General features: G+C 60.5%; 21 protein-coding genes and 1 pseudogene. 11 read left to right on the top strand and 11 right to left on the bottom strand.

Annotation, left to right across the window (positions count from 1 at the left end):
- Positions 1 to 33 precede the first annotated feature (33 nt).
- Complete coding sequence (locus NQL71_RS14325) at positions 34 to 1,509, bottom strand: APC family permease (RefSeq protein ID WP_046819271.1); 1,476 nt, start codon at positions 1,507 to 1,509, stop codon at positions 34 to 36.
- 334 nt (positions 1,510 to 1,843) lie between these two features.
- Between NQL71_RS14325 and NQL71_RS14330 the strand changes: the two genes are divergently transcribed.
- Positions 1,844 to 2,917 carry an NAD(P)-dependent alcohol dehydrogenase gene (locus tag NQL71_RS14330; RefSeq protein ID WP_274642858.1) on the top strand — a complete coding sequence of 358 codons (1,074 nt, stop codon included), beginning with the start codon at positions 1,844 to 1,846 and terminating at the stop codon, positions 2,915 to 2,917.
- Between the two features lie 144 nt (positions 2,918 to 3,061).
- On the opposite strand, the gene NQL71_RS14335 is transcribed toward NQL71_RS14330, so the two are convergent.
- From NQL71_RS14335 to NQL71_RS14350, 4 genes are all read right to left on the bottom strand, one after another.
- A complete protein-coding gene (locus tag NQL71_RS14335; protein ID WP_274642859.1) occupies positions 3,062 to 4,402 on the bottom strand; it encodes an OprD family outer membrane porin in 1,341 nt (446 codons plus the stop codon).
- A gap of 150 nt (positions 4,403 to 4,552) precedes the next feature.
- Positions 4,553 to 5,749 (bottom strand): M20 aminoacylase family protein, encoded by a 1,197-nt coding sequence (locus NQL71_RS14340; protein ID WP_077183359.1) that lies wholly within the window; start codon positions 5,747 to 5,749, stop codon positions 4,553 to 4,555.
- A 4-nt stretch (positions 5,750 to 5,753) separates the two neighbouring features.
- Positions 5,754 to 7,043, bottom strand: coding sequence for an MFS transporter (locus NQL71_RS14345; RefSeq protein WP_248686744.1), 1,290 nt, complete (start codon positions 7,041 to 7,043; stop codon positions 5,754 to 5,756).
- 329 nt (positions 7,044 to 7,372) lie between these two features.
- Positions 7,373 to 8,296 carry a LysR family transcriptional regulator gene (locus NQL71_RS14350; RefSeq protein WP_046819266.1) on the bottom strand — a complete coding sequence of 308 codons (924 nt, stop codon included), beginning with the start codon at positions 8,294 to 8,296 and terminating at the stop codon, positions 7,373 to 7,375.
- 187 nt (positions 8,297 to 8,483) lie between these two features.
- On the opposite strand from NQL71_RS14350, the gene NQL71_RS14355 reads away from it, so the two are divergent.
- The 7 genes from NQL71_RS14355 to NQL71_RS14385 all read left to right on the top strand — a co-directional run bounded on the left by NQL71_RS14355 (position 8,484) and on the right by NQL71_RS14385 (position 14,963).
- A complete protein-coding gene (locus NQL71_RS14355; RefSeq protein WP_274642860.1) occupies positions 8,484 to 9,011 on the top strand; it encodes a Csu type fimbrial protein in 528 nt (175 codons plus the stop codon).
- A 106-nt stretch (positions 9,012 to 9,117) separates the two neighbouring features.
- Positions 9,118 to 9,648 (top strand): Csu type fimbrial protein, encoded by a 531-nt coding sequence (locus NQL71_RS14360; protein ID WP_077183875.1) that lies wholly within the window; start codon positions 9,118 to 9,120, stop codon positions 9,646 to 9,648.
- A gap of 19 nt (positions 9,649 to 9,667) precedes the next feature.
- Positions 9,668 to 10,204, top strand: coding sequence for a Csu type fimbrial protein (locus tag NQL71_RS14365; protein ID WP_046819264.1), 537 nt, complete (start codon positions 9,668 to 9,670; stop codon positions 10,202 to 10,204).
- Between the two features lie 4 nt (positions 10,205 to 10,208).
- Entirely contained in the window at positions 10,209 to 10,709 is a 501-nt protein-coding gene (locus NQL71_RS14370; RefSeq protein ID WP_046819263.1) for a Csu type fimbrial protein, read from the top strand.
- A gap of 44 nt (positions 10,710 to 10,753) precedes the next feature.
- Positions 10,754 to 11,542 (top strand): fimbrial biogenesis chaperone, encoded by a 789-nt coding sequence (locus tag NQL71_RS14375; RefSeq protein WP_077183363.1) that lies wholly within the window; start codon positions 10,754 to 10,756, stop codon positions 11,540 to 11,542.
- A 104-nt stretch (positions 11,543 to 11,646) separates the two neighbouring features.
- A complete protein-coding gene (locus NQL71_RS14380; RefSeq protein WP_248686743.1) occupies positions 11,647 to 14,004 on the top strand; it encodes a fimbria/pilus outer membrane usher protein in 2,358 nt (785 codons plus the stop codon).
- Positions 14,001 to 14,963, top strand: coding sequence for a Csu type fimbrial protein (locus tag NQL71_RS14385; RefSeq protein ID WP_274642861.1), 963 nt, complete (start codon positions 14,001 to 14,003; stop codon positions 14,961 to 14,963). The genes NQL71_RS14380 and NQL71_RS14385 overlap by 4 nt, the downstream gene beginning before the upstream one ends.
- Positions 14,964 to 14,972: 9 nt before the next feature.
- On the opposite strand, the gene NQL71_RS14390 is transcribed toward NQL71_RS14385, so the two are convergent.
- From NQL71_RS14390 to NQL71_RS14400, 3 genes are all read right to left on the bottom strand, one after another.
- Positions 14,973 to 16,295, bottom strand: a complete 1,323-nt coding sequence (locus NQL71_RS14390; protein WP_274642862.1) for an OprD family porin — start codon at positions 16,293 to 16,295, stop codon at positions 14,973 to 14,975.
- A gap of 364 nt (positions 16,296 to 16,659) precedes the next feature.
- A complete protein-coding gene (locus NQL71_RS14395; RefSeq protein WP_046819259.1) occupies positions 16,660 to 17,301 on the bottom strand; it encodes a 3-oxoacid CoA-transferase subunit B in 642 nt (213 codons plus the stop codon).
- A gap of 8 nt (positions 17,302 to 17,309) precedes the next feature.
- Positions 17,310 to 18,002 (bottom strand): 3-oxoacid CoA-transferase subunit A, encoded by a 693-nt coding sequence (locus NQL71_RS14400; RefSeq protein ID WP_046819258.1) that lies wholly within the window; start codon positions 18,000 to 18,002, stop codon positions 17,310 to 17,312.
- A gap of 427 nt (positions 18,003 to 18,429) precedes the next feature.
- Between NQL71_RS14400 and NQL71_RS14410 the strand changes: the two are divergent.
- Positions 18,430 to 18,606: pseudogene (locus NQL71_RS14410) on the top strand (RHS repeat-associated core domain-containing protein); the annotation flags it as partial.
- 69 nt (positions 18,607 to 18,675) lie between these two features.
- Here NQL71_RS14410 and NQL71_RS14415 read toward each other — a convergent pair.
- Positions 18,676 to 19,635 carry an endonuclease gene (locus tag NQL71_RS14415; RefSeq protein WP_046819257.1) on the bottom strand — a complete coding sequence of 320 codons (960 nt, stop codon included), beginning with the start codon at positions 19,633 to 19,635 and terminating at the stop codon, positions 18,676 to 18,678.
- A 121-nt stretch (positions 19,636 to 19,756) separates the two neighbouring features.
- On the bottom strand, positions 19,757 to 21,580 hold the full coding sequence (locus NQL71_RS14420; RefSeq protein ID WP_274642863.1) for an NAD(P)/FAD-dependent oxidoreductase: 1,824 nt from the start codon (positions 21,578 to 21,580) through the stop codon (positions 19,757 to 19,759).
- Between the two features lie 244 nt (positions 21,581 to 21,824).
- Here NQL71_RS14420 and NQL71_RS14425 point away from each other — a divergent pair, with 244 nt between their 5' ends.
- Positions 21,825 to 23,717, top strand: a complete 1,893-nt coding sequence (locus NQL71_RS14425) for a sigma-54-dependent Fis family transcriptional regulator (RefSeq protein WP_274642864.1) — start codon at positions 21,825 to 21,827, stop codon at positions 23,715 to 23,717.
- Between the two features lie 228 nt (positions 23,718 to 23,945).
- Positions 23,946 to 24,620 carry a dTMP kinase gene (locus tag NQL71_RS14430; RefSeq protein ID WP_256721405.1) on the top strand — a complete coding sequence of 225 codons (675 nt, stop codon included), beginning with the start codon at positions 23,946 to 23,948 and terminating at the stop codon, positions 24,618 to 24,620.
- On the opposite strand, the gene NQL71_RS14435 is transcribed toward NQL71_RS14430, so the two are convergent.
- Positions 24,610 to 25,902, bottom strand: coding sequence for a carbohydrate porin (locus NQL71_RS14435; protein ID WP_274642865.1), 1,293 nt, complete (start codon positions 25,900 to 25,902; stop codon positions 24,610 to 24,612). The genes NQL71_RS14430 and NQL71_RS14435 overlap by 11 nt on opposite strands.
- Positions 25,903 to 25,913 lie beyond the last annotated feature (11 nt).

Consider the following 25,913-nt stretch of genomic DNA (forward strand, 5'->3'; position numbering starts at 1 on the left):
AGGGGAGGCGCCTTGCTCGGCAAGACAAAGGCGTTATTGAGCGTGCAGGTGCGGGCTGACGGTGCGTAGATAGGGTTTGGCGCAGACCATGTAGATCAGGCCCAGTACCGCCAGGATCGAGAACACCAGGATCACCGCCCAGACCTGGAACCAGGGTGCACCGGCTGGTGCGAGGGATTCCCGGGGCCAGGCCACGTTGATGCTTTCGAACACCAGCCAGAAAAACGCGGCGAGGTTGATCGGCACGCCCCAGCGGCCGAGGCTGAACACACCAGGCTCGGCTTTCCATTTACCGCTCAGGCGAGCGAGCAGGGCGCAGGTCACCACGATCAGGAACACCACGAAGAAACCGCCGCTGCCAAACGCGATCAGGGTGCCGACCGCCGTTGCGTTCAAGCCCAGGGCCAGGCCGAAGCTGGCAAACAGCGTGCTGAACACCATGGCGGCAAACGGCACTTTGCGCTTGTCCACGCGGCGCAACAGCCTGGATGCGGGCAGGATCGAATCCCGAGCCATGCCGAACACGGCGCGGCCGATGTAGGTCTGCACAGAGACGACACAGGCAATGAACGCGACCAGCACGATGCCCACGAACGGCCGTTCCGACCAGGCGCCAAAGGCATCGACGACAGCAGGGGTGACCGGGTCGACGACCTGGCCGGACACCATCGCCGCGGTGTCGGTGTAGGACAGGGTGACGGCGAACGCCGTCAGCATCACGGTCAGTCCGACCAGAATCATCGAGCGCAGGATGGCCCGTGGGGTCGAAGTGCGGGCGTCAGCGGTCTCCTCAGACACTTGCGAGCAGGCGTCAAAACCAAGGAACGCCCAACCCCCCACGGCCATGGCCGTCAGGAAGCCCGACAGGTAGGAACCGTCGGAGCCCTGTGTAGACGTCAGGCCTTCAAACACCAGCGACAGCGAATGGTTGCGGAAGAACAACAGCAGCAATACGCCGATGCCGATGGAGGCAATCGCCTCGGCGATGATGCCGGCATTGACGAAATACTTGAGCGGGTTGATCCCGAACAGATTCACCCCAAGACCCAGCAGCAACAGCACTGCACCACTGAACACCTGGGCGTTGGCGGTGGGCGGTAAGCCTGTGAAAAACAGCCACAGCCAGAATCCGCCCAAATAGGCCACGGTGGTTAACGAGGCCAGCGCAGAGGCCAGGTACATGAAACCGGTGAACCATGCCCAACGATCGCCCGCCAGGCGCTTGACCCATTGGTAGCAACCGCCGGCAAGCGGGTACTGCGAGGCCAGCTCGGCATAGACCAGCGCCACCAGCAGCTGCAGCGCCAGGCACAGCGGCACGATCCAGACCCATGAGGGCCCGACACTCATGGCACCCAGCGACATGACCGAATAGATACCGACCACGGGCGAAACCGTGGCGAAACCTACTGAAAATGATGACCACAGGGACAGCCCGCGATGCAGCTCCTGGGCATAACCCTGGCTGTGCAGCAGGTGTTCATCGGCGCTTTGCCGTGTAGATGACATAGGAATTCCTTGAGTCGGCAGACACATTTATTTTTAGGATCGCCTTGTTTGATCAGGCGTACCGACGAAACGAGCTCCTTCGGGAAAGGAGTGGGAAGAAGCTTAAAGGGGCGAAACATCAAAGAAAATTCATATGTGTTGAGGCTGACATCTGGAATTATTGATGTATTGCAGAGCGGTTCTGATCCCTCTGCGCATCCCCTTCAAGGGCTGTCGAATGCAACGAGGCAGCTCTTACAGGGATACACGCGGCCATCAACCTTTGATCCGGCAATCCGTCAGCATCCCGATTACGTGCTGAACTCAATCGCAGCACTGATCAGGAGCGATCGCCATGGCCACCATGAAAGCCGCAGTATTCGTCGAGAAAAACCGGATTGTGCTCGACGACAAACCCATCCCTGAAGTCGGGCCGCTCGATGCCCTGGTTCGCATCACCACCACCACGATCTGCGGCACCGACGTGCATATCCTGCGCGGCGAATACCCAGTCGCCAAGGGCCTGACAGTGGGGCACGAGCCTGTCGGCATCATCGAGCGACTGGGTTCGCAGGTGCGCGGTTTTACCGAAGGCCAGCGGGTGATCGCGGGTGCGATAACTCCCAGTGGACAGAGTTATGCCTGCCTGTGCGGCTGCGGTTCACAGGATGGCCCGGACACCCGGCACGGCTTTCGGGCCACCGGTGGCTGGAAGTTCGGCAATATCATCGATGGTTGCCAGGCTGAATACGTAGTGGTGCCGGATGCGCTGGCCAACCTGTGCCCGATACCGGACGGCCTCAGCGACGAACAGGTGCTGATGTGCCCGGACATCATGTCCACTGGCTTTTCCGGGGCCGAGCGAGGCGGGGTGGAAATCGGCGATAGCGTCGCGGTGTTCGCCCTGGGGCCGATCGGGCTCTGTGCGGTGGCGGGTGCACGCCTCAAAGGCGCGACCACGATTATCGGCGTCGATGCAGTCGCCGAACGCATGACCGTCGCCAAACAACTGGGCGCAACCCATGTAGTCAATTGCAAGGACGGCGATGTGGTTGAACAGATCATGGCCCTGACCGATGGGCGTGGTGTCGATGTGTCCATCGAGGCGTTGGGCACTCAGGGTACGTTTGAATCGGCACTGCGGGTTTTGCGTCCGGGTGGTCGGCTTTCCAGCCTGGGGGTTTACTCCAGCGATCTGCGCATTCCTCTGGACGCTTTCGCTGCCGGCCTGGGCGACTACAGCATCATCACGACCTTGTGCCCCGGCGGCAAGGAACGCATGCGCCGCTTGATGGCGGTGGTGGAAAGTGGCGGGGTGGATCTGTCGCCGCTGGTGACTCATCGGTACAAGCTTGATGACATCGAAGCGGCGTATGAGTTGTTTGCTCATCAAAGGGATGGGGTCATGAAGGTGGCGATTACCCCGTGAGGATCCATGAGAAAAACAAACTTCATGCAACTGGCTCGTCCAGGTCTTGTTGGTTGAGTTTGAACCCGTCGAGAAAACCGCAAGGCCAGTTGTGCACCTTGCGGCTGTTTCACCGTCTCATCGGGCCGACCTGCCGCTGTGTGGCTAGAACACCTTGATCGGTACGTTGACGATCAGCCTGAGCTCGTCCTCATTGCCTTCCAGCTGATAGTCACTGGCACGGTGCGTGGAATAACTGGTGATCAGATTGATGTTCCTGAAGGTGCCCGATTGCACGGTGTAGCTGGCATTGACGCCCACTTCATAGTGGTTTTCCCCCTGCTGCTTGAGTACCGAATCGTAGATGCCGTTCGGGCCACCGTCGTAATGACTGCCGTCGATGCCCATGCCCTTGATGTACCAGAGCGTAGTCTTCAGGCCCGGTAGCCCGTAAGCGACCAGGTCGTTGCTGTAGAACACCCCGACCGAGTGCTCATTGGGACCGTTGAAGAAAGACATCATGATATTGGGCAGGCTGATGGCATTGGACTCGAAGGGATAATCGAAATATTCGTCACCCTTGATTTTCTGCAGGCCGATCTTCAGCGAGTGGTTGCGCCATTGCGGCGTGATACTCAGGCCATAGGCCTGCTGGTCGATTTTTCCGCCGGTTTCGCGACCACTGGAGCGGGTGTTGTAGGCATCCAGTTGTACGTCGACCGTGACCGGTCCCCAGTTGGTTTTCCTGCCCAGGCCCAGGTATTCACGATCCCAGATATCGTCGAAGCGAGAGACATAGGCGCTGCTGCGCCAGCCAGCGCTCGACACATAATCGGCGCCGGCGTAAGCGTTGAAGTCACTGGTGACCAGGGGCGATCCATAAGTGGGCGTCAAGTCCTGGCTTCCGGCTCCAGTGCGCGGCGAACCCTTGTCGAAATAGCCAGACTTGATCGTCAAGCCTTCGATGTCATGACTTTCCAGGGACACCCCATTGAACGATGAAGGCAAGGTACGGGTATCGGTATAGGACATCATCGGGGTCCTGACTTGCTGCCGGCCCACCTTGAGCAGTGTGTCGGCGACCTTGAACTTCAGCGCCGCGATGCCGAGTTTGCTCCAGTCATCCACCACATCGCCGTCCTGGTTCACCAGCAATCGGTTACTGCCGCCTGCCGCAGCTTCGCGGCTACGTTCCAGCGCCACGGCCGAGAAGGTTGACAGATCCAGGCCAAACTTCACCGGCCCTTGGGTAAAACCGGAGACGAAGTCGAGCCTGATGCCTTGCAGCCAGGCGGTACGGTCACGCAGCTTGCGGACCCCGTCGGGTGTTTGCAGCCTGAAAAAAGTGTCCTTGTGGCCCACTTCGTGTGAGTACCACTGACGGGTATTGAGCGTCAGTGAGCTGTCTTGCAGAAAACCCTGTTCCTGGGCATGAACCTGGGAAGAAGAAACTGCAGCCGCCAGCGAGCCGACGGTGAATAACGCCAAATTACCTGTGCGATACATAGACCTTGCCTGTTGTTGTTTTTAGGGCAGATAAGAAGTAAGTCGCCGAGTCATCGTTATGAAGTTTTTTGCGCGGGCAGGGCGTGGCCCGACGTGCCCCTCAGGCCGCAGCTGGCCTGAGGGTGATCGTTCAGTTATCGGGTGGTCGGGTTAGCGGCTAGGGAGATAGTCCTTCACCAGTTTCAGCCAGCAGTCGGAGCCGATGCGAATCAGCTCGTCATTGAAGTCGTAGTGGGGGTTATGCACGGAGCAGCCATGAAACTCGCCTTCGCCGTTGCCCAGGAAGAAATAGCAGCCGGGCACTTCGGTGAGCATCCAGGCGAAATCTTCGGTCGCCATGATCTTCGCCGCGTGCGGCAACAGGTGGCCGGGCTCGAACAGCGGCGTCAGGCTCTGGCGAAGCAACTCCGTTTCCGTCGCCGTATTGACCAGCGCTGGCGCCAGTTGCGTGGTTTCAAGTTCGATCTTGACGCCGAACGTGAATTCATGGCCTTGGGCGATTTCTGCCAGGCGCTGGTTGATCTTGCCTTCGGTCTGCGCGGTGTCGGTGCGCACGCTGATCAGCATCGAGGCCGTGTCGGGAATGATGTTGTAGACAGTGCCGGCCTCGACCATGCCGATGCTGATCACGGCGTGTTCATCAACGCACAGATTGCGCGACTTCACGGTCTGGATCGCGCTGATCAGGCTCGCCAGCACCGGTACCGGATCGACCGAACGCTCGGGCATCGCGCCATGGCCGCCGCGACCCTTGATCAGCACGCGCACGCATTCCGAAGAGGCCATGGTAGGACCGGCCTGGACCACAGCGGTGCCCAGCGGTATTCCCGGCAAGTTGTGCAAGGCAAAGATCGCGTCACACGGAAAACGTGTGAACAGACCGTCGTCCATCATGGCCTTGGCGCCGCCCAGGCCTTCCTCGTCCGGTTGGAAAATCAGGTTGAGGGTGCCATTGAAGTCGGGCGACCGGGCGATTCGCCAGGCGGCAGCCAGCAGGATGGCGGTATGGCCGTCGTGGCCGCAGGCGTGCATGCGGCCATCGATCCGGCTAGCATGGGCGAAGCGGTTGTTCTCCTGCATCGGCAGGGCATCCATGTCGGCGCGCAGGCCCAGGCGACGCGTGCCGCTGCCTCGGCGCAGTACGCCGACTACGCCATGACCCCCGATACCGCGATGCACTTCGTAGCCCCATTCTTCGAGTTTGCTGGCCACCAGTTCGGCGGTCAGCGGGGTGTGCGCGCCTAGTTCAGGGTTTTGGTGGATGTCCCGACGCAGCTGGATAAAAGCTTCCAGGTCCAGTTCGGCCGGGGTTTGGCTAGGGCTTTGGGTTGGGCTAAATGCATTCATCAGGTCACTCCCGACCAGGGTTTTCGGGGAATACCGCCAGGCACGCCAGGCTAATGGCGCCGCCGGCGAGCAGGTACAGGGCCGGCGCCTGGGGGTTATCCAGGACCGCCGTGAGCCAGGTGGCGATCAACGGGGAGAAGCCGCCGAACAGGGTGACGCCGAAGCTGTAGCTGACGGCGGTACCCAGCGCCCGGCGATTTTTTGGAAAGGCTTCCATGATCAGGGCGAAGAAGGCACCCGAACCGATACAGCCAGGCAGCACCAGCATGGCGATGACGAACATCGCCACCCACAAATTGGTGCTCAAACCGAGCAGGTAGAAGGCAGGCCACGCCATCAGCACGGGCAGGGTGATGGTCCAGGCCAGCAGTTTCTTGCGCAGGCCGTGGCGGTCGGCAAAGCGCCCGGCCAGGGGCGTGATGATCGCCAGGCAGGCACTGGCCACGCAGGCGATGGCCAAGGCGCTGCGCTGCGGGTAACCCAGGGTGACCGTCAGGTAGGCGGGCATATAGAAAATGAACAGGTAGATGCCGATGGTGGCGCTGGCCATCAGGCCGATCGCCAGCAGGGTGTGACGCAGGTCGATGTGATCGCGCAACCGACCGTCGCGTTTGCTCGGTTCGGCTTCGTGGGTTTCCGGCAGGCAGCGACGGATGTACCAGCCCAGCGGTCCGATCAGCAGCCCGAGCATGAAGGGGATGCGCCAGCCCCAGCTTTCAAGGTCCTCGACACTCAACGCATTGTTGAGCAGCAAACCGAGACCGGCCCCGACCATGGCCGCGTAGCCTTGGCTGGCGGCCTGCCAACTCACATTGCGGCAGCGATTTGCCGTGGCGCTGGACTCCATCAGGTACACCGACGCGGTGCCTATTTCCCCGCCGGCGGAAAAGCCCTGGGTGAGGCGGCCAGCCACCAGCAACAAGGTGCCGAACAAGCCTATGTCCTGATAGGACGGTGCGAAGGCGATCAGTGCGGTGCCGCAGGTCATCAGGCTGATCGTCAGGCTCAACGCGGCCTTGCGACCCCGGCGGTCGGCAAAGCGTCCGATCACCACGGCGCCCACCGGGCGCATGAGGAAACCGACGCCAAAGGTAGCCAGGGACATCAGTAGCGAAGCCATGGCCGATTGTGCGGGGAAGAAGTTTTTCGCGATCACCACCGCGAAGAAGCTGTAGATCGTGAAGTCATACATTTCCAGGGCGTTGCCTAGCGCGCAGGCGACAGTGGCTTTCCTGGAACCGATCGCGGTGGGCGTCGCGGCGCAGCGGAGGGGGGGCGCTTGCAGGGTAGTCATCGGTTTTTCCTGTGACAGTTTTGTTGTGGCCCGAATATCCGGCAAACACTGTCACGGCGCACTTGCGCTTTTCTTCGAGGATTAACCGTTGGTTAAGATGCCTGGCCGCTCTTGGCAATCGCGGCGCCAGTTCGGTGCGATATCGGTCGATTATCGATCACTCGCACTGTTTGACAACAGCGACGCCGTCTTGCTGGCACCTCGTGCAGGCCGTGGCTACAGGTTCCAGCCCACTGTGCGGGACGTTAGGGTGACCGGGCCCAACGGATCGGGAGAAACTTAACCGTCAGGCATATCGTTGCGTTTTTCTTAAGTTTCTCGGGGCTGCGCTAGCGCGAAGAATCCGCTGATCCATGCTTTGAGAGCACATCCCTGATCGCGTAATACAGGTCGCGAGCCGTCGTGGTCAGGGCGTTGCGGTCGATACAGACCAGGTAGATGGGGTATTCGGGAATGATTTCTTCGATCTTGACCTGCACCAGGTCTTCATTGAGGCCCTTGGGCAGCGAGTTTTCCATGCCGGCTTCGCTGAGCGTCATGAACGCATCGGCGTGGTGCAACAGATCCAGCGCCAACAATACCGATGAACACTCAGTGATCCGCTGCGGGGGAGGAATCTCGTTGTCTTCGAACATCTGATAGAACTGCGACGAGTGATCGTCGATGGCATCGAGGCTGATCCAGTTGGCGAACTGCAACTGACGCAGCGAGTGGGAGTGGCGCAGCGGGTTGTTCTTTCGGCAGACCACGAGGCCCTGCATGCGGCTCAGCGCCTCCCAATCCAGGTTCAGCCGCTGGGTATGCTGCTGCGAGGTGATGGCAAAATCCAGCGTGCCGTCCCGCAGTCGCTGCAGCATCAGGTTGGGCCGAAGATCCACCAGGCGGATGCGCACACGCGGATTGCGGGTCTGGAATCCGGCAATGCATTCACCCAGGCCCTTGAGCACCGATGTCAGGGACGTGACACCGATGGTGACTTCACCGACCTGCATGTCCCTGATGTTTTCCGCCTCCAGTTGCAGGCGGCGCATGCTTTCGACCGTCAACTGTGCATGGCGAATGATGCGGCGGCCTTCGTCGGTGAGCGACATGCCCTTGTGGGATCGCTGCAACAGGGCCAGGCCCAGTTCGCTCTCCAGGTCCTTGATAGATCGGCTGATGGCGGGCTGGGTGACATGCAGGATCTGCGAGGCTTCACTGATGCTGCCGGTCTGGTGGATGGCGACCAGTGCCTTGATTTGATGGAGTTTCACTTAACGACAGGTCCTTGCAGTGCGACGAAGGTGATGCACGTTACAAGTGCCAGGCCGCCGCGTCCATGGTGACATTGTGGGGACTGGCATGAGCCATCCATGGAGCGATTTTTACCCGATCACTGGCGATTTCCCCGTGCATTGCTAGCCTCAGTCCTACAAGACATCCCTCACAAGGAATGGGGTCGTGAATGGACGTAGGCTATTGGCAGTCTTGGGCGTAGGGCTCAGTGCAACCGTGTCGGGCGCCGAACTCCAGGTGCAGGTGCGGCTCGATGTGCAACGTGGCTGCCAACTGGTCGGGCAACAACGCAGTGCGGGTGTCGAGCAATTGGGCGTGCTGGACTTCGGCAGCAGCGCGCGCCTGGACGATCCCGCTGGGCCGCTCGGGGCCGCCTTGATGAACGAACGCCTGCCCCGGCTCGAATGCAATCCCGATACCACTTATCAAATACGCGTCGATGGCGGCCTGCACGGGGGCGTCGGCGACGTTCGTTACATGGCCGGTAGCGCCGAACACAGCAAACCCATTCCTTATCGACTCTATCAGGACCCGGCGCGGCGAATTGCGCTGGCAGTGGATGTGCCAGTGAGTGGTCGGGTGCCGGATACCGGCTCGGTGGATCTGCCGTTGTACGCCCGCATCGAACCCTTGGCACAGATACCCAGGGTCAGTCGCTATTCTGATCAGGTGAAGGTGACGCTCACCTGGTAATCGCATGAGCCGTCAACAGCCCAAGCGGAGTCCGGGTTGTGCAGGGAAGGGGGCGTTCGCGATCGAACGACCGTGTTGTCAACCTGAGGGAATCGGGATGGGTGTCATGACCAGGTTCTGGAAGATGTTTGCCGCGGGCGCGCTGGTGTTGTTGACCGGTGCCGTACAGGCGGCCGTCAGCGGGCAGATCCAGGCGCGGCTGACGCTTATCGCCGGTTGCGAAGTGACTAACGGCGGCCATCCCGACAGCCCGTCCAGCGACCTCGGCGCCTTGGATTTCGGCCAGCAAGGCCCGACCTGGAGCAACCCGATCAAGGCCAATATCAATGACGAAGTCAGCGGCAAATTGAACGTGGCCTGCAACCCTTCGGTCACCGGCTTCACCGTCACCATCGATGGCGGCACCCATGGCGACGGTACCACCCGGCGCCTGAGCAACGGCCGCCAGACCGTCGCTTATCAGTTGTTCGTCGACGCTAGCGGCAACCGTAGCTACAGCATCGGCCAACAGCACAATTTCGCTGTCACCAGCGGGGCGCAGATACCGATTCCGGTATTCGGCTCGGTGGTGGCGAATACCCGCGCGTTACCCGCCGGTGTCTATTCCGACACCCTGACGGTAACGCTCGACTGGTAACCCTGTAGAGGACGGACACATGCGTACGTTTACATCAAGGATAGGTTTGTCATTGCTTGGCCTGACGCTGGCGTCCGGCGCCCAGGCTGCCACCACGGTCACCGGCCAGATCACCTCCAGCCTGATCCTGATCAGCAGTTGCCAGGTCAACGGGGGCGGCGGTTCCACCAATCTGAACTTCGGTGACCTCAACTTCGGCACCGCCAACAGCCTGTTCACTACGGCCACGGGGCAAGTGCTCGGCGGAGGCGGCGGGGCGCTGTCGATTCTTTGCTCGGCAGGCACCACGCCAACGGTCAAGGTGCGCGCCGGGGCCCACGATGGACAATCGCCGGGCGGGACCCGAGCGTTGTACGACGGTGTCGCCAACTACGTGCCGTACGACCTGTACACCGATGCCGGGCACTCGCAGATCCTGGCGATTGACGGGGTGATCAACCTCGCCGCCAGTACCGGCGTGGAGCAGACCGTGAACCTCTACGGTCAGGCGGTGGGCAAGGCCGGTTTGCCGGCGGGCACTTACACCGACACGATTTCCGTCGAACTGACGTTCTAGCGCCATGGGCAGGCATGGCTGTGCGGCGCTGCTCCTGCTGGGTGCGGGTGTGCTGCCGTTGCCGCTCACTGCGGCGACCAGCCAGAGCTTCCAGGTCAGCGCCACGGTGACGGCCGGCTGCCTGGTGGTCGGCGGGGTCTCCAATTACGGCAGCCTGAATTTCGGCAACCGCTCGGCGCTGGCCACCAACACGGTGCAAGTCGCACTGACCGGGGGCGTCCAATTGCAATGCACGCCGGGCGTGACCCTGAACATGAGCATCGATGGCGGTCAGTACAACAATGGTGGGCGACACATGCAATTGACCACCGGCAGCAACCGGGTGGCGTATCAACTGTTTCGCGACGCGGCCTACAGCCAGGCCCTGGGGATCGGGCAAAGCGTGGCGGTGGCGTATGGCGATGCGAACAACATCAGCCTGCCGATTTACGGCCAGGTGCAATTACCGGGCAATCAACCCGGGGGGACGTACAGCGACGTGCTGCAAGTGCAACTGTCGTGGTGACGGGGTGAACGGATCAGGCCCGATGGGCAAAAAGGAGCAGGCACATGGTTTCATCTTCGCGACGGCGGTGGGTCGTCGGTCATATGCTGTTGGCACTGTTGTGGTTGGGGACAACCCGGGTGCAGGCAGCCAGTTCGGTGCTGATCTGGCCGATCGATCCGGTGCTGGAAGCCGATCAACAGGCCAGTGCCTTGTGGCTGGAAAATCGCGGCAGCGAGACCGCCAATCTGCAGATACGCGTGTTTGCCTGGAGCCAGAGCGGCTTCAGCGACCAATACCAGAACCAGCGTGACGTGATCGGCAGCCCTCCGGTGGCGAAGATCGAACCCGGCCAGAAACAACTGGTGCGCCTGACCCGCACGCGGGACATTCCGCCGGGTCAGGAATTGGCCTACCGCATCATCATCGATGAAATTCCCTCGCCGAAGACAGCCGAGGCGGACGACGGCAAGACCGCGGCGGCGATTCGTTTTCAGATGCGTTATTCGGTGCCGTTGTTCGCCTATGGCGCTGGCCTGTGGAGCAAGGAAGACACCACCCGCCCGCGCGATCCGAAAGGCGTCGGCTTGCCGGATTTGAGTTGGCGCACGGTCGCCGTGGACGGTCGTCCTTATGTCGAGGTGCGCAACCAGGGCGCGGTTCATGCGCGCCTGACCGATGTGGCGCTCAAGCAGGGCAGCCAGACCCGGCCGTTGGTAGACGGATTGCTGGGCTATGTGTTGCCCGGCGCGATCATGCGCTGGCCCGCGCCCGGCCCGATGGCTGGCGACCCGGCATTGCAGGTGCGGGTCAATGGTGCGCCGAAGGTGCAGAGTATTGCGCCGGCACGCTGACCTGCCGTTGATTCTTTTGCAGGCGACTTTTGCCTGCGGTTGAGTGGCGGTTGAGTGGCGGTGGAGTAAAGGAGACACAGTCCAATGACGGACAGGAAGCGCTAATGAGCCAGGGTTGGGCTCGCAGTTTGCGGCGTCCGTTTTGGGCCATGGGCTGTACGTGTTGCCTGGTAGCGAGTTATCACGCAGAGGCCGGTGACCTGCCGCCTCCGCCCAGCGGCATGGAGGCTGTTGCCGATGCGCAGTTGTTTCTGGAACTGGTGGTCAACCAGATGAACACCGGACGAATCGTGGCGGTCGAGCAGCGCCAGGGGCAATTTTTCGTGCCCGCCAGTGCACTGCAGGAAACCGGCATGAAACTGCCGCAAGATATCAAGGCCGAAGTCGGCCTCGACAGCTTGCCGGGCTTGCACAGCGAGTACGACAGCCAAGCGCAGCGCCTGTTGCTGGAGGTACCGCCCGACTGGCTGCCGGAGCAGTTTGTCGGCCGTCGCCAAGCCTACCCGCGTACCCCGGCACTGAGCAGCTTCGGCGCCTTGCTCAACTATGACCTGTACCTCAACGACACCGATGATGCCGGCACTTACCTGGCCGCCTGGAACGAAGTGCGGCTGTTCGACAGTTGGGGCACGCTGTCCAATACCGGGCAATATCGCCGCACCTTGTCCGGGGATGCGGTTGACACGCTGAACAATGGTTACCTGCGCTATGACACCACCTGGCGCTATTCCGATGATGACCGGATGCTGACTTACGAGGCGGGTGATCTGGTCAGCGGTGCCTTGCCCTGGAGCAGTTCGGTGCGTCTGGGTGGCATTCAACTGTCACGGGACTTCGGCGTACGCCCGGACCTGGTGACCTACCCCTTGCCGCAGTTCGCCGGGGAGGCCGCGGTGCCGTCGTCGGTCGATCTGTTCATCAACGGCTACAAGTCCAGCAGCGCCGATCTGCAACCTGGCCCCTACACACTGACCAACATTCCGTTCATCAACGGTGCCGGCGAAGCCGTGGTGGTCACCACCGACGCCCTGGGACGCCAGGTCTCGACCACGGTGCCGTTCTACGTCACCAGCAGCTTGTTGCAAAAAGGCCTGTCAGATTTTTCGGTGGCGGCCGGCACCTTGCGCCAGGACTACGGCCTGCGGGATTTCAGTTATGGTCCGGGCGTCACGTCCGGCAGTTTGCGTTACGGCCTGAGTGACAGCGTCACCCTGGAAAGCCACGCTGAAGCCTCGGATGCGCTGGCGCTCGGGGGGGCTGGCAGCAATGTGCGGCTGGGCAATTTCGGCGTGCTCAACAGCGCCGTCAGCCAAAGCCGTTTCGACGGGCAAACCGGCCAGCAACTGAGCCTCGGTTATCAATACAGCAGCCAGCGCTACAGCTTTTCCTGGCAGCGCCTGCAACGGCGTGATCACTATGCCGACCTGACCGTGGTCGACAGTCCGTACACCACCCTCAGCAAACGCAGTGAGCAGGCGACCCTGAGCGTCAATCTCGATACCTGGGGTAGCCTGGGCGCCGGGTATTTCGACGTGCGCGCGGCGGACGACTCGCGCACCCGCCTGCTTAACCTGACCTGGAGCAAACCGTTGTGGCGCAGCACCAGCTTTTACCTGTCGGCCAACCGCGAGATCGGCGACAGCAACTGGGCGGTGCAGGCGCAACTGGTGATTCCGTTCGACCTGCGTGGCAGCCTGGCCATCGGCAGTGAACGCGGCAAGGACGGCCAATCACAGCAGCGGGTCAACTACAGCCGTGCCGTGCCGACCGAGGGCGGGGTGGGTTTCAATCTCGGCTACGCCAAGGGTGACGGACCCGATTACCGGCAGGCCGACTTGACTTGGCGTTTACAGTCGGTGCAATTGCAGGCCGGTGTCTACGGCACCAGCGATGCCCAAACCCGCTGGGCCGATGCCAGCGGTTCGCTGGTGTGGATGGACCGCCAGGTGTTCGCCGCGAACCGCATCGACGACGCGTTTGTGGTGGTCAGCACCGATGGCTACGCGGACATCCCGGTGCGCTACGAAAACCAGCCGGTGGGCCAGACCGATCGCAACGGCCACTTGTTGGTACCCTGGAGCAGCGCCTACTACCGCGGCAAATACGAGATCGATCCGCTCAACCTGCCGGCCAACGTGCGCAGCCCGAACGTCGAGCAACGCATCGCGGTGCGCCGTGGCAGCGGCTATCTGTTGGAGTTTCCGTTGAGCCGTGTCATCGCGGCGAGCATCGTGCTGGTGGACGCGCAGCAGCAGGAGTTGCCCTTGGGCAGCGGTGTGGTGCACGAGCAGAGCGGCACGCAAACCGTGGTCGGCTGGGACGGTCTGGTGTACCTGGAAAACCTGCAGGGGCAGAACGATCTGCGGGTGACATTGGGCGATGGCAAGACCTGCCACGTGCAGTTTGCCGCCGATCTGGCGCAGGATCAGATCCCGCTGATCGGGCCGTTGGTGTGTCGATGAAGTGGCTGATACCGCTGGTGCTCTGGCTGCCCGCCCCCGCGTGGGCCTTGTGTTCGGTGGTCGGCACTACGCCCGTGGCCTTCGGCTCATTGAGTTCGATTGCCGTGCGCACCACTTCGCAACCCGGTTCCACACTCAACGCCGGCTTGAGTTGCAGCGGCTCGCTGTTGACCCTCCTGAGCAGCGACGATCACTTCTGGGCCACCGTCACCTCGAGCCAGAGCGGTTTGCGCGGTCCCACCGGCGACGTCATCGGCTACACGATCTACGCCAACAACAGCACCAGCTACCCGCTGACCCGCGGCACGGCCTTCGACTTTGCACGCAACGGCATCATCGATGCGCTTGGCCTGCTCGGTGGCACGGTCCCAAGAACCGTGCCCCTGTATTTCGGCACTACCCTTGGCAGCAACGTCGCGGCCGGGATCTACAGCGAAACCCTGAGCATTTTCTGGAACTGGAACTATTGCTCGGGCATCGGCCTTGGCGGGCTTTGCCTGGGACGCGACATCAGTAGCGGCACCGCCACATTGACGATCAACCTGACGGTTGCCAACGACTGCACCATCACCGCCCCGAACATCGCCTTCGGCAGCGCACCGGTGGTCAGTGCTTTCGCCCCGGTCACCGGACAGACCATCAACCTGGCTTGTACCAAAGGCAGCGCTTACACCGTGGGACTGAGCGATGGGCAAAACCCGCTGAGTGTCGGTGGGCGACGACGGATGACCTCGAGCGGTAATTATCTGGCCTATGACATTTTCAAAAGTGCCGGCACGACCCGCTGGGGAAGCGTGGGCAGTGCCCGTCGGGCCAGTTCGGATGCCGAGGTCAACCCGGGGAATGGACTGGGGACGGGAAGCCAGATCTTCAATTACAACGCGAAGATCTATACCGATCAGGCGACTCCGCCAGCGGGGACGTATCTGGACAGTGTGGTGTTGGATGTGGGGTTTTGATGTTGCAGCTTAAAACCGCCCGAACTTGAGTGGGTATTCGATCACAATGTAGAGCCTGTCGATGTCGTCGCCGCCCTGGGCGCTGTTTGCCCGATGTACCACGTGGGACAGCTGCACAGACATGTCCTTGGCCGGCCCTGACTGCAGCACATACCGAAGATCGATATCGCGCTCCCAGTGTCGTCCGCCATCGCCCTGTTGAGGAACATACTCGCCGCTCGATTCGTCGAAAGGGTTATAACCGCCGCCTTGGGGCGCGTGGGTTCCGTCGATACCGCGCCCGTTGACGTAACGCGTCATGAATTTCAAGCCAGGTACGCCGTAGCTGCCCAGGTCGAGGTCATAACGGGCCTGCCACGAACGTTCGCGGGGGCCATTGAAGTCGGCATACTTGATCGAATTGGCAAGGTAGATCGAGTCGCCGCCGACAAAATCGAACGGGGTGTCGCCGTTGATCTTTTGGAAGGCGAGGGTGAAGCCATGGGCGCCAGCGGTGTATTGGGCTGCCAGGCTGTAGGCAGTGTTATCAATGGCTCCGGCCACGGACTCGCCATAGTCCCTGGTGTGATAAAGGTTACCGTCGAGGAATACACCGGACTGCTTCAGGTGCACGTTGCCATAGTATTGGCGCCAGGTGTCACTCAGTTGTGAGGCATAGAGCGCACCGCCTACCGGGCGCTCTTCAAACAGGTTGGCGCCAATGAAATCGATGCCGCCGGTTCGGGTGCTCACACCATATCCGGTGAAATTGCCTTTACTGGTCGATGCGTCCTGGTTCTTGAACGCGGTGAAGTGACCGGCCAGCACGTGCATGTCATCGATTTCCCGGCTATCTACCAGCAGGCCGGTGGCGTACTCGGGTTGCAGGCGTTTGTCCGCCGTGTCGAATACCGGGGTTTGCACCGTCATTTCACCGAACGCCAAGGTGGTGCGCGAGGTGCGCAGCTTGAGGGCGCCGCCGCCACTGGAATAATCGTCTTCGCTGCGTCCCTCCTGATCGACAGGCAGCAACCCCGTCCCGGAATGCCCCTTGCCGCTGTCCAGCTTCACACCCAAAAAACCGTGGGCATCGATGCCAAAACCAACAGTGCCGGAGGTAAAGCCGGATTCGAACGAGGTGATGAACCCCTGGGCCCATTCCCGGGTGTAGTTTTTGCCTGAAGGCGAGGGTGATCGATAGTCATTGTTCAGGTAGAAGTTTCGACTGAGCACTTCAAGTGAAGAGCCTTCTAATAACCCTTCTGACGGTTGTGCAGCTTGCGACGCCAAGGCTGTTGCACTGGGGGCGCAAATGACCAGAAATAGCCCGAAAGTGACTCGCAGTTCATTCACTTTTCTGCGTCCTTGCACGGCAAGCAGGGCTTTTGTTGCAACCGGCATGGATCAACTCACCGGCTGGCGTTGGCGCCACGACCCACTCGTTTTCAGCCGGTGTTGTATTCATCGCTTGCATGTCCATCGTCTCTCGAAAGGTGAAGAGATGGTCGCGCATTTTGGAAAGGCAGAATTGGATAGACGTGCGGTTTTTGGGAAAGAGACGGTATCAGTGGATGCTCCAACAGCGGGGTATTAGCCCTGCAGCGCATCGGGAGGCGCGGTGGAAGTGACTTTGATCTGTGAATCCACAGATCAAAGTGATCTCAAACACCGAGTGGAACTCGAAAGTTGCGCCGCTGCAAACGGCGCAATCGATCTGTTATCGAATCAAAGGAACGCCACTGAGGGTTTGCAAGTCTTCAAAGCTGATATCGGCGACAATCTCCCGAACCTTCAAGCCATCCGAAGTGACGTCCAGAATAGCCAGGTCGGTATAAATGCGCGTCACGCAGCCAATGCCGGTCAGGGGGTAGGTGCATTGCGGCACCAGTTTGCTTTCGCCGGTCTTGGTCAGGTGATCCATCATGACGAACACTTGGCGAGCGCCTGTCGCCAGGTCCATCGCGCCGCCCACCGCCGGGATGGAACCTTCGGCGCCGGTGTGCCAGTTGGCGAGGTCGCCGTTGACCGCGACCTGGAAGGCGCCCAGCACGGCAATATCGATGTGCCCACCGCGCATCATCGAGAACGAATCGGCGTGGTGGAAATAGGCACCACCGGGCAGCAACGTCACGTGCTGTTTGCCCGCGTTGATCAGGTCATCGTCTTCCTCACCCGGCGCAGGGCTCGGGCCCATGCCCAGTACACCGTTTTCGCTGTGCAGGAACACTTCCTTGTCACCCAGGTAGTTGGCCACCAGCGTGGGTACGCCAATGCCCAGGTTCACGTAGGAACCTTCGAGAATATCGTCGGCCACACGTTGGGCCATTTCGCTACGCGATAGTTTTTTCATGACAGTCATGGCGGGCCTCAGTTGACGTTGGCGTTCGAGTAAGTGGCGCGCGGCACGGCGACCACGCGCTGGACGAAGATCCCCGGGGTGATGATGTGTTCGGGGTCCAGCTCTCCCAACTCGACGATCTGATTGACCTGGGCGATGGTGGTTTTCGCTGCCATGGCCATGATCGGGCCAAAGTTACGCGCGGCTTTGCGGAAGGTGAGATTGCCCCAGCGATCGCCTTTTTCCGCCTTGATCAGTGCAACGTCGGCGTGTAACGGCATTTCCAGCACGTAGTTGCGACCGTCGATCACCCGGGTTTCCTTGCCTTCGGCCAGCAACGTGCCGTACCCGGTCGGCGAATAAAACGCACCGATGCCTGAGCCTGCCGCGCGAATACGTTCAGCCAGGTTGCCTTGCGGCACGACCTCAAGCTGCACTTTTCCGGCCAGGTAGAGTTCGTCGAAAACATAGGAATCGGACTGGCGTGGAAATGAGCAAATCACCTTGGCAACGCGCCCGGCCTTGAGCAGTGCAGCCAGGCCGATTTCACCGTTGCCGGCATTGTTGCTGATGATGGTCAACTCGCGAGCGCCCGAAGCGATCACGCCATCTACCAGCTGCGACGGCATCCCGGCAGTGCCGAAGCCACCGACCATGATGACCGAACCATCGGCAATGCCGTCCAGTGCGGCAGCGACGGATTCAAATGTTTTATTGATCAAGGCGTACTCCTGTTTTTATTCGGCTGAACAGAATGATCCGAGGGAAAACCGCGTGGATCACGGCAAATGCATGGTGCATAGGTTGCCAAACAATGGGTCGAGGAGGGTGCCCTGAGAGGCGATGTCGTGCGATTAACGAACACAAATCGATTATCGAACACAGCGTTGGGTCTTTCAACGGGCATTACTGAAAGCAGTCCCTGGCGGCAATTGCGGGTTTCCAGAAATCGGATAAAGGTCTGCACAAACCAGATAGTCCGGGCCTTCGAGCTCCCCCTAGCCCTTCAGCCACTATCTTCTGCGAGCTCGATCTGTCTACGGAGAAGCTGGCTCAAGCGCGCCAAACAGGGCGGCCAATCCGTGCAAATTAGAGGGTTGGTCGGCAGCATCCAGGACATCGCCAGGCAAACCAACCTGCTGGCCCTCAATACCCAGCCTGCTCGGTTTCAACGGCGAACGGCCGGATCCGGTGACAGGGCATTATCATTTGGGTAATGGCTGTCACCCATTCAACCCCGTGCTGATGCGTTTTAACAGCCCGGACAGTTGGAGTGCGTTTGGGAAGGGGGGAGTAAATGCATATGCGTACTGGGGAGGAGACCCAAAAGGCCCGGCTCGGCGTGATGCTTCATTGAGCCGGACACTCCGTAGATTTCCCGGTATGCGACCCCCGTTACTTGCAGTTGCCAGCTTTACGATACCCCGCCGCCACAGCCTCGGCTTCTGAGGTGAAGGAGATCTGGTTTTTCTCGGCCACCTGACCATAGCCAGGGCAACCCGCTGAGAGGTGATACACCTGACTCTTGCGGTTACCAATGACTATCCCGTTGGCGCTCGCGAGGGTTGGCTGGACGCCTGCCCGTGGGGGATTAACAGGAATGGCGTTAACGACACCATCACCAATCGCCTTATACCCTTGCGACCATCGACGCTCGCCCGTTACGAATGGATTGGAGTGCCCCATGATTGCCGCAATGCGGCGATCCCGCTCTTTCTCCCAAGGCGAAACCGGGTACTGCTTGTCCCAGGCCATCAGTAGCTGTTGCTGCTGACGGGACATGTTCAGTTTGTATCTGTCGAACATGTAAAAGGTCGTCCTTGCGACAAGCCCTTTTACTTCATCACGCGGCTCTGCAGCACGCTGGTCGAAATCAACCCGCGTCTTGCATTGCCCATACTGCGGCGCTACCCCGGTGGCCATGCCGTAATTGAAATTGCTACGGTCGCCGTTCACTTCTCCAACAGAGGGGTAAAGGTTGAAAAGGTCCGCTTCCATTGCCCGAAACACAGGATCATCGTCCACACAGTGCTCGCGCCCACCGTTCTTCCAGCATTGGCGCTGGTTACCGAACGTCCAGGCTGGAACGATATGCTCCCACTCAGTCCGCTCTGCCCGAGTCTCTTGGCTTCTGGCCTTGAGGCCACATGACTGGGCATCGATACGACCACCTGATTTACCCACCCAGGTCCATTTGCAGCCGCAATACAACTCGCCCATGGAGCTGTTCGCCTGGTCGAGGTAAATTTTTTGCTTGGCGATGACCTTGGCTTCGGAAAAGGTCGAGGGAGGGCTAGAGAAGGCGGGGGTAATTACCGAAAGGGACAGCGCTACTACGGAAAACAGCTTTTTCATGGGTAAACATTGGCAGTGTTGGGGCGCGCATTATACGCATGGGCTCCACGCTGAATCATGGAAACCCGGCTAGCGCGCCTTTCCTGCAGAGGCGCCCGACCGCGGTCGGGCGCCATTTGACTCAGCCCTTGTGATGACTCTCTGCAAGGCCATAGACGTTGGTGTCGATGCCTTCGAAGCGCGCTTTCAACTGTAGCGCCAGATACAGCGAATAATGCCGTGACTGATGCAGGTTGCCACCGTGGAACCAGAGGTTGTCCTGCTGTGTCGGCTTCCACATGTTGCGCAGTTCGCCCTCGTACGGGCCAGGATCATTGGTGGTGCCAGAACCCAGGCCCCAGCAGCGGCCAACCTTGTCAGCCACTTCCTGGGAAATCAGCTTCGCCGCCCACCCATTCATTGAGCCATAGCCCGTGGCATAGACGATCAGGTCTGCCGGTAATCGGCTGCCATCGTTGAGTACCACGGCATCGGCTTCGATGCGTTCAACCCCCAGGCCAGGTGCGCTCTTGAGCTTGATCGTGCCGTTGGCGATCAGTTCGCTGGCGCCGACGTCGATGTAGTAACCGGAACCACGGCGTACATACTTCATGAAAAGGCCAGACTCGTCGTCGCCGAAATCGAGCATGAAGCCGGCCTTGGCCAAGCGTTCGTAGAAGTCCTTGTCACGCTCCTTGATCGCCGCAAAGACAGGTTGATGAAAGCTTGGCATGACCTTGTAGGGGATCGAGGCGAACAGCATGTCGGCCTTGTCCGTGGTCAACCCCGTCTCCAGGGCGTCTTCGGAGTAGAGCCCGCCGAAGACGAGTTCCATCAAACTGTCGGAGCGCACGATGTGGGTACTGGAGCGTTGCACCATGGTCACCTCGGCGCCGTTCTCCACCAGGTCGGCGCAGATATCGTGGGCCGAATTGTTCGCACCGATGACCACCGCGCGCTTGCCACGCCAGGCATCGCCACCGGGATGGCGACTGGAATGATGCTGCTGGCCATTGAAAACCTCGGCACCCGGGTAATCGGGAACATTGGGTACGCCAGACATGCCGGTGGCGAGGATCAACTGGGCAGGCTGTAGCGTCACAGGCTCGCCATCGCGCTGCACCTCCACCTTCCAGGTGCCACTTTGTTCGTCAAAGCGGGCGCTCACGCACTCTGTGCGCGGCCAATAATTGAGCTCCATGACTTTGCTGTACATCTCCAGCCAGTCGCCGATCTGATCTTTAGGGGTGAAGACCGGCCAGTGATCGGGGAAGGGCAGGTAAGGCATGTGGTCGTACCAGACCGGGTCGTGCAGGCACAGTGATTTGTAACGACCGCGCCACTGATCACCGGGACGCTCGGCCTTGTCGACGATCAAGGTCGGCACGCCCATTCGCTTGAGCCGCGCAGCAAGCCCCAACCCACCCTGGCCGCCACCCACGATCAGGCAGTAAGGTTGGGTGGTGATGCCCAGCGAAGCTTCTTCATCACGACGGCGTTCCAGCCAATTGCGTTTGTCGGCATGGGCATGGCCATGATTGGCCCCCATTGGACGACGTCGGCCCCTGGGTTCTTCAAAGCCCTTGAGCTCGCGCATGGTCGTCAGCAGCGTCCAGCACAGCCCCTCCTTCAGACGCACGTAGCCTTTACCTCGCGCCGCAGCGGTTTCCAGGCTGATCCAACCTTCGAGCACACCGTTATCGAGCGTCGCCTCACCTTCGAGTTTCCATTGCCCGGGACGAATCTCGTCGAGGCGCGTTTCAAGCATGTCACGGATGGCAGGCTTGCCTTCCAGGGTCACCAGGTTCCAGCTGAAAAGCAGCAGGTCACGCCAGTGACACTCCTGGGCAAACAATTCCAGCGCGCCGTCCAGGTCACGTTGGGCGAGACGCTCGCCGAGGTTCTCGACCCAGGCCGCGAGCTGGGCAGTTGGCGTTTGCAGAGGTGTTTCGATAGCGACGTTCATGGAGCCTCTCCCGATCTTGTTGTTTTGGTAACAACTGCCCTTGAGCAAGGCCCGGGCCAGTTTGGTGAAAGGCCCGTTGCAGAGCGGCTGGCGCAGGACTGCTCAGGCTTTGACGCGGATTCATGTCACGATTTCGGGAATGGCGGATGACAGAGTGTCACTCAGTGCAAAAAGCGCCTGCTGCGAACTTTTCATATAAGCTTCGAACAGTCCCGTGTCCTGACCGTAACGGAGAACAAGAACAATGAAGCCGGCCCTGATCAACGCCCATGCCCAACAAGTGCTCCAAGCCGTGCAGGGCACTCACGTTAACCACAGCCAGACTGACCTGGCGATCACACGTTCCTGGCGCCGGTGCCTGGATCAGCATCAGCTCGATCCCGCCAGCCGCCGCGCGCCTAATGTCGTTGAGCATCCACGTTTGCAGGATCACCGCGCGCCACTGGAAAGCATCATGTCCGTGGCGCACTGGCAGATGAGCAGTCTGCACCAGCAGCTGGGGCGTGACGGCCACGTGGTGCTGCTCACCGATGCTCGTGGTGTGGCGATTGACAGTGTGTTCAACGAATCCGAGCGCGCCGTATTTCAGCGTTCCGGGCTGTGGCTCGGCTCGGTATGGAGTGAAGATTGCGAGGGCACCAACGGTGTCGGCACCTGCCTGGTCGAGCGACAGCACGTCACCATCCGTCGTGATGAACATTTTCGCGGCAAGCATGTTGGTCTGACCTGTTCGGCCAGCCCGATATTCGATGCCAGCGGGGAGTTGCTCGCCGTGCTCAACCTTTCCTCTGTAAGGGATGACCAAAGTCTTGCGCAACACTTCCAGGCCATGGCATTGACCAACCTGTCGGCCAAGTTGATCGAGAGCTGTTTTTTCCTGGGGCATGATCCGCAGCGCTACTTGCTGCGCTTCCACCCTGAGGCAGGCTTCGTTGGGCTGCTGGGTGAAGGCCTGCTCAGTTTCGACGAGAGTATCCGTGTCTGTTCAGTCAATCAGGCTGCGCTGGATCTGCTGGGCCTCAGCCGTGACCAGGTGGTTGGGCAATCGCTGACGATGTTGCTGCAAACACCTGTCGATCAGGTGATGTGTCAGGCCAGCGCGCAGCCGAGTGTCTGCTGGCCAATGCGCCTGGCGGACGGACGCCTGCTCTACGGACAGTTGCGCGAACCCATGCACCAGGTACCTTCAGTCACCCCTGCAATTGCCGCGATCAACGACGTGCACGTGTGCCTGGAAGACCCGCGCCTGCAACGCGGCTTTGCTCGCGCATTGCGTGTTCTGGAGCGTGATGTGCCGGTGTTTCTACAGGGCGAAACCGGTACCGGCAAAGAAGCGTTTGCGGCGGCGCTGCATCGCGCCAGCGCTAGGGCGAGCCAGCCGTTTGTGGCGATCAATTGCGCGGCAATTCCAGAAGCGCTGATTGAAAGCGAGCTGTTTGGCTATCGCGGCGGCAGCTTCACCGGCGCACGCAAAGACGGGATGATCGGTAAGCTGGAGCAGGCCCATGGCGGCATTCTGTTTCTCGATGAGATCGCCGACATGCCGCTGGCGCTACAGACTCGCCTGCTGCGGGTGCTGGAGGAACGTCAGGTGGTACCGCTGGGTGGCGCGACGCCACGTCCGCTCGACGTACGCCTTGTCAGTGCCAGCCACCAGGATCTGCAGACCTGCGTGGCCGAAGGTCGCTTTCGCGAGGATCTGTTCTATCGTGTGGCCGGGTTCGCCGTGCAGCTCCCACCACTGCGCGAACGTTCCGATAAGGGCCGTTTGCTCGACCTGTTGCTGCGCGAGGAGGCGGCAGGGGCCAGGATTCGGCTGGATGCGGGTGTCAGGGAGCGCTTGCTGGCGCACCCTTGGCCAGGCAATGTCCGGCAGTTGCGTACCTGTCTGCGCACTCTGGTGGCGTTGGCGTGGGAAGGGCGTGTCACCCTGGACGACCTGGCGGAATTGCTGCCGGTTGCGCCAGCGACAACCGCGCAGGTTGAAAATCCGCTTGGATTATCCGAACGGCAGACGCTGCTGACGTTGATCGAGGCGGAGCACTGGCATATCGCCCGTGTTGCCGCCCGCCTGGGGATCAGCCGCAATACGCTCTATCGCAAACTGCGGCAGCACGGTATTTCACGAACTGGTTGAATGCGCAGTGACACAAGGAATTTTTGAAACCGCCGGACACCTGATCAGATAGGCTCGCGCATCCCCTACACTAGATGACCTGGATGTTGAGGCCCGTTAGCGAAACCGGGTTAGAGTGTTCGTCAATATCTGTTCACAAGGCCCCACCCTCAATTCGCATTGCCGCGCCAAGCGGTTCCCGCGTACGAACCGGGCAACAACAACCGTACATCAATCGTTGTTTGAAGAATGAATCGACCGCTGTTTGTTTCTCTGGATGGGCCCAAGGGAACCGGCAAAACCACATTGTTGGAAGCCGTCACGAAAGCACTGAGGGCAGGCAACAAAAAGGTGATCCGGCTTTGCGAGAGTAAAAGCGATCCCTTCAGGGGTGAAACAATGACCCTGGTTAACCAACTCGTCAGAAATCCCAGCCGGGATCTGGAGTTGCGGGTTTGTGAGCGCTTTGCTGACAGCCGTACCTGGATTTCCCGGCACGTGCTGACTAAACAGCCGCCCGGCAGCATCATCTTGATCGATCGCTGGTACCCGTCCGATGCCGCGTTTCGCCGGCTGGTCCCGTTTGCAGAGATTCTGCAGTTGAACATTGATCGAAACGTGCAAGTGCCAGACCTGCATGTCGGCGTTGTCACCGACCCCGATATTTCCTGGGCGAGGGCAGCGGCACGCCGGCGTGGGCTGAGCAGTACGGTGATCCATAAGCTGGAAGAACACGTCGCGTGTACCCAGGCGTTCGAGCGTGCGATTGCAGATCACGGCTGGGTGTTATGCCGTAATGAAGGAACGATCGAAGACGCCACGCTGCAGGTGGTTGCTGAGATCCATAAAGTCCTTGGCGGTCTGAACTTTATCGCCAATGGTGGTACCACCATTGGCGATGGAAATCGAGCGTTCAGAGCGTAGCTTTCACCTGCAAACCGAACACCAGCGCATTGTCGATGTCCTGCCCGGAAAACGCGCCCGGTTCGATGATGTATTGCACATTCGGGCGCAGCGTCAGCCAGGGAGTGGCCTGGTAGCCGTAGCCAAGTTCGACCAATTGTTCGGCACTGTCCAGATTCGGGAACGTTGTGCCATTGGCCTGCGCGGCGTCCTCCTGCACATCGCGGCTGCGCGGGTTGGGTACGGCCCGGCCATAGCCCAGGGCGACGGTGTCACGCGGGCGACCTTCGAACGGTTTGTACAGGACCACGCCGGTGCCGTACCACTTGCTGAACGGTGAAGCCGCTTCGCTGGCCGCCGAGTATTGGCCGAAGGCGTGCAGGCTGCGGCCCTCGGACGTTTGCGAGCGCCACACGGCCTGATCAATCAGCAGGTAATGACCGCCGCGGCCGGACACTTCTTTATCGCTGCCGATGCGTTGCACGTCGGAACTGTCGTAGTAGTAGCCAACCTTGTACTCGCCGGGCAACTCACCGGCGTGCTTGTACACCAGTTCGATCGGCACCACGGTGCCGGTCGTATGTTTCGGGCCCAGGTGCCAGGCACGGCTGGAATTGCCGTTGCTCTCGGGATCGACATTGAAGGCCGCCACACGCAGCTGCCAGGACGAGGACAAGTCGTACTTCACGCGCACGCCCAAGTGGGCGTTGGGGTAGTTGGTCCAGCCACTGCCGCCGGACATGTTCAGCGGGTGGCCGCAGAAACCGGCGTTCATGAAGTTGCAGAGAATGCCACTGTCCAGGCCACCGAGGTCGTTGCCCATGGCCATGTACCCCAGCTTCACGTTGAGCGCCGGGGTGAACAGGCTGCGCTCGTAACTCAGCTCGGTCAGGCGAGTGTAGAGACCGCCGTAGTTTTCCTGGATGGGCAGACGGTTGCCAACCAGATCCTCGGAGGCGCTATTGCCGCGTCGGTCGTTGATGGTCAGCTGGATCTTGCCGGCGTTATCCACGCCATACAGCTTGCTGAGGTCGAACTGCGCGCCGAGCTTGATGTTCTGCGAGTAACGGGCGGAACGGTGCAGGCCGCCATCGGCGTTGTAGGCGGTTTCGCCGCTGTAATCGCCGGTGAATCTGATGCCGTCCTGATCCAACTGGTGGCGCAGACCGCCCCAATCACCGGTCAGGGTATTGCGGGTCAACAGGTTCAAGTCGGTATCGGCGAAGGCGGGCAGGGTGGCGCAGCAGGTCAGGCCCAACAGCAAGCCGCAGCCTGCATGAGAAAAGCGAACAGCCAAAAACATGGGAGTCTTCC

It is taken from the genome of Pseudomonas serbica, assembly GCF_028823535.1.
GTDB classification, from domain to species: Bacteria; Pseudomonadota; Gammaproteobacteria; order Pseudomonadales; family Pseudomonadaceae; genus Aquipseudomonas; species Aquipseudomonas serbica.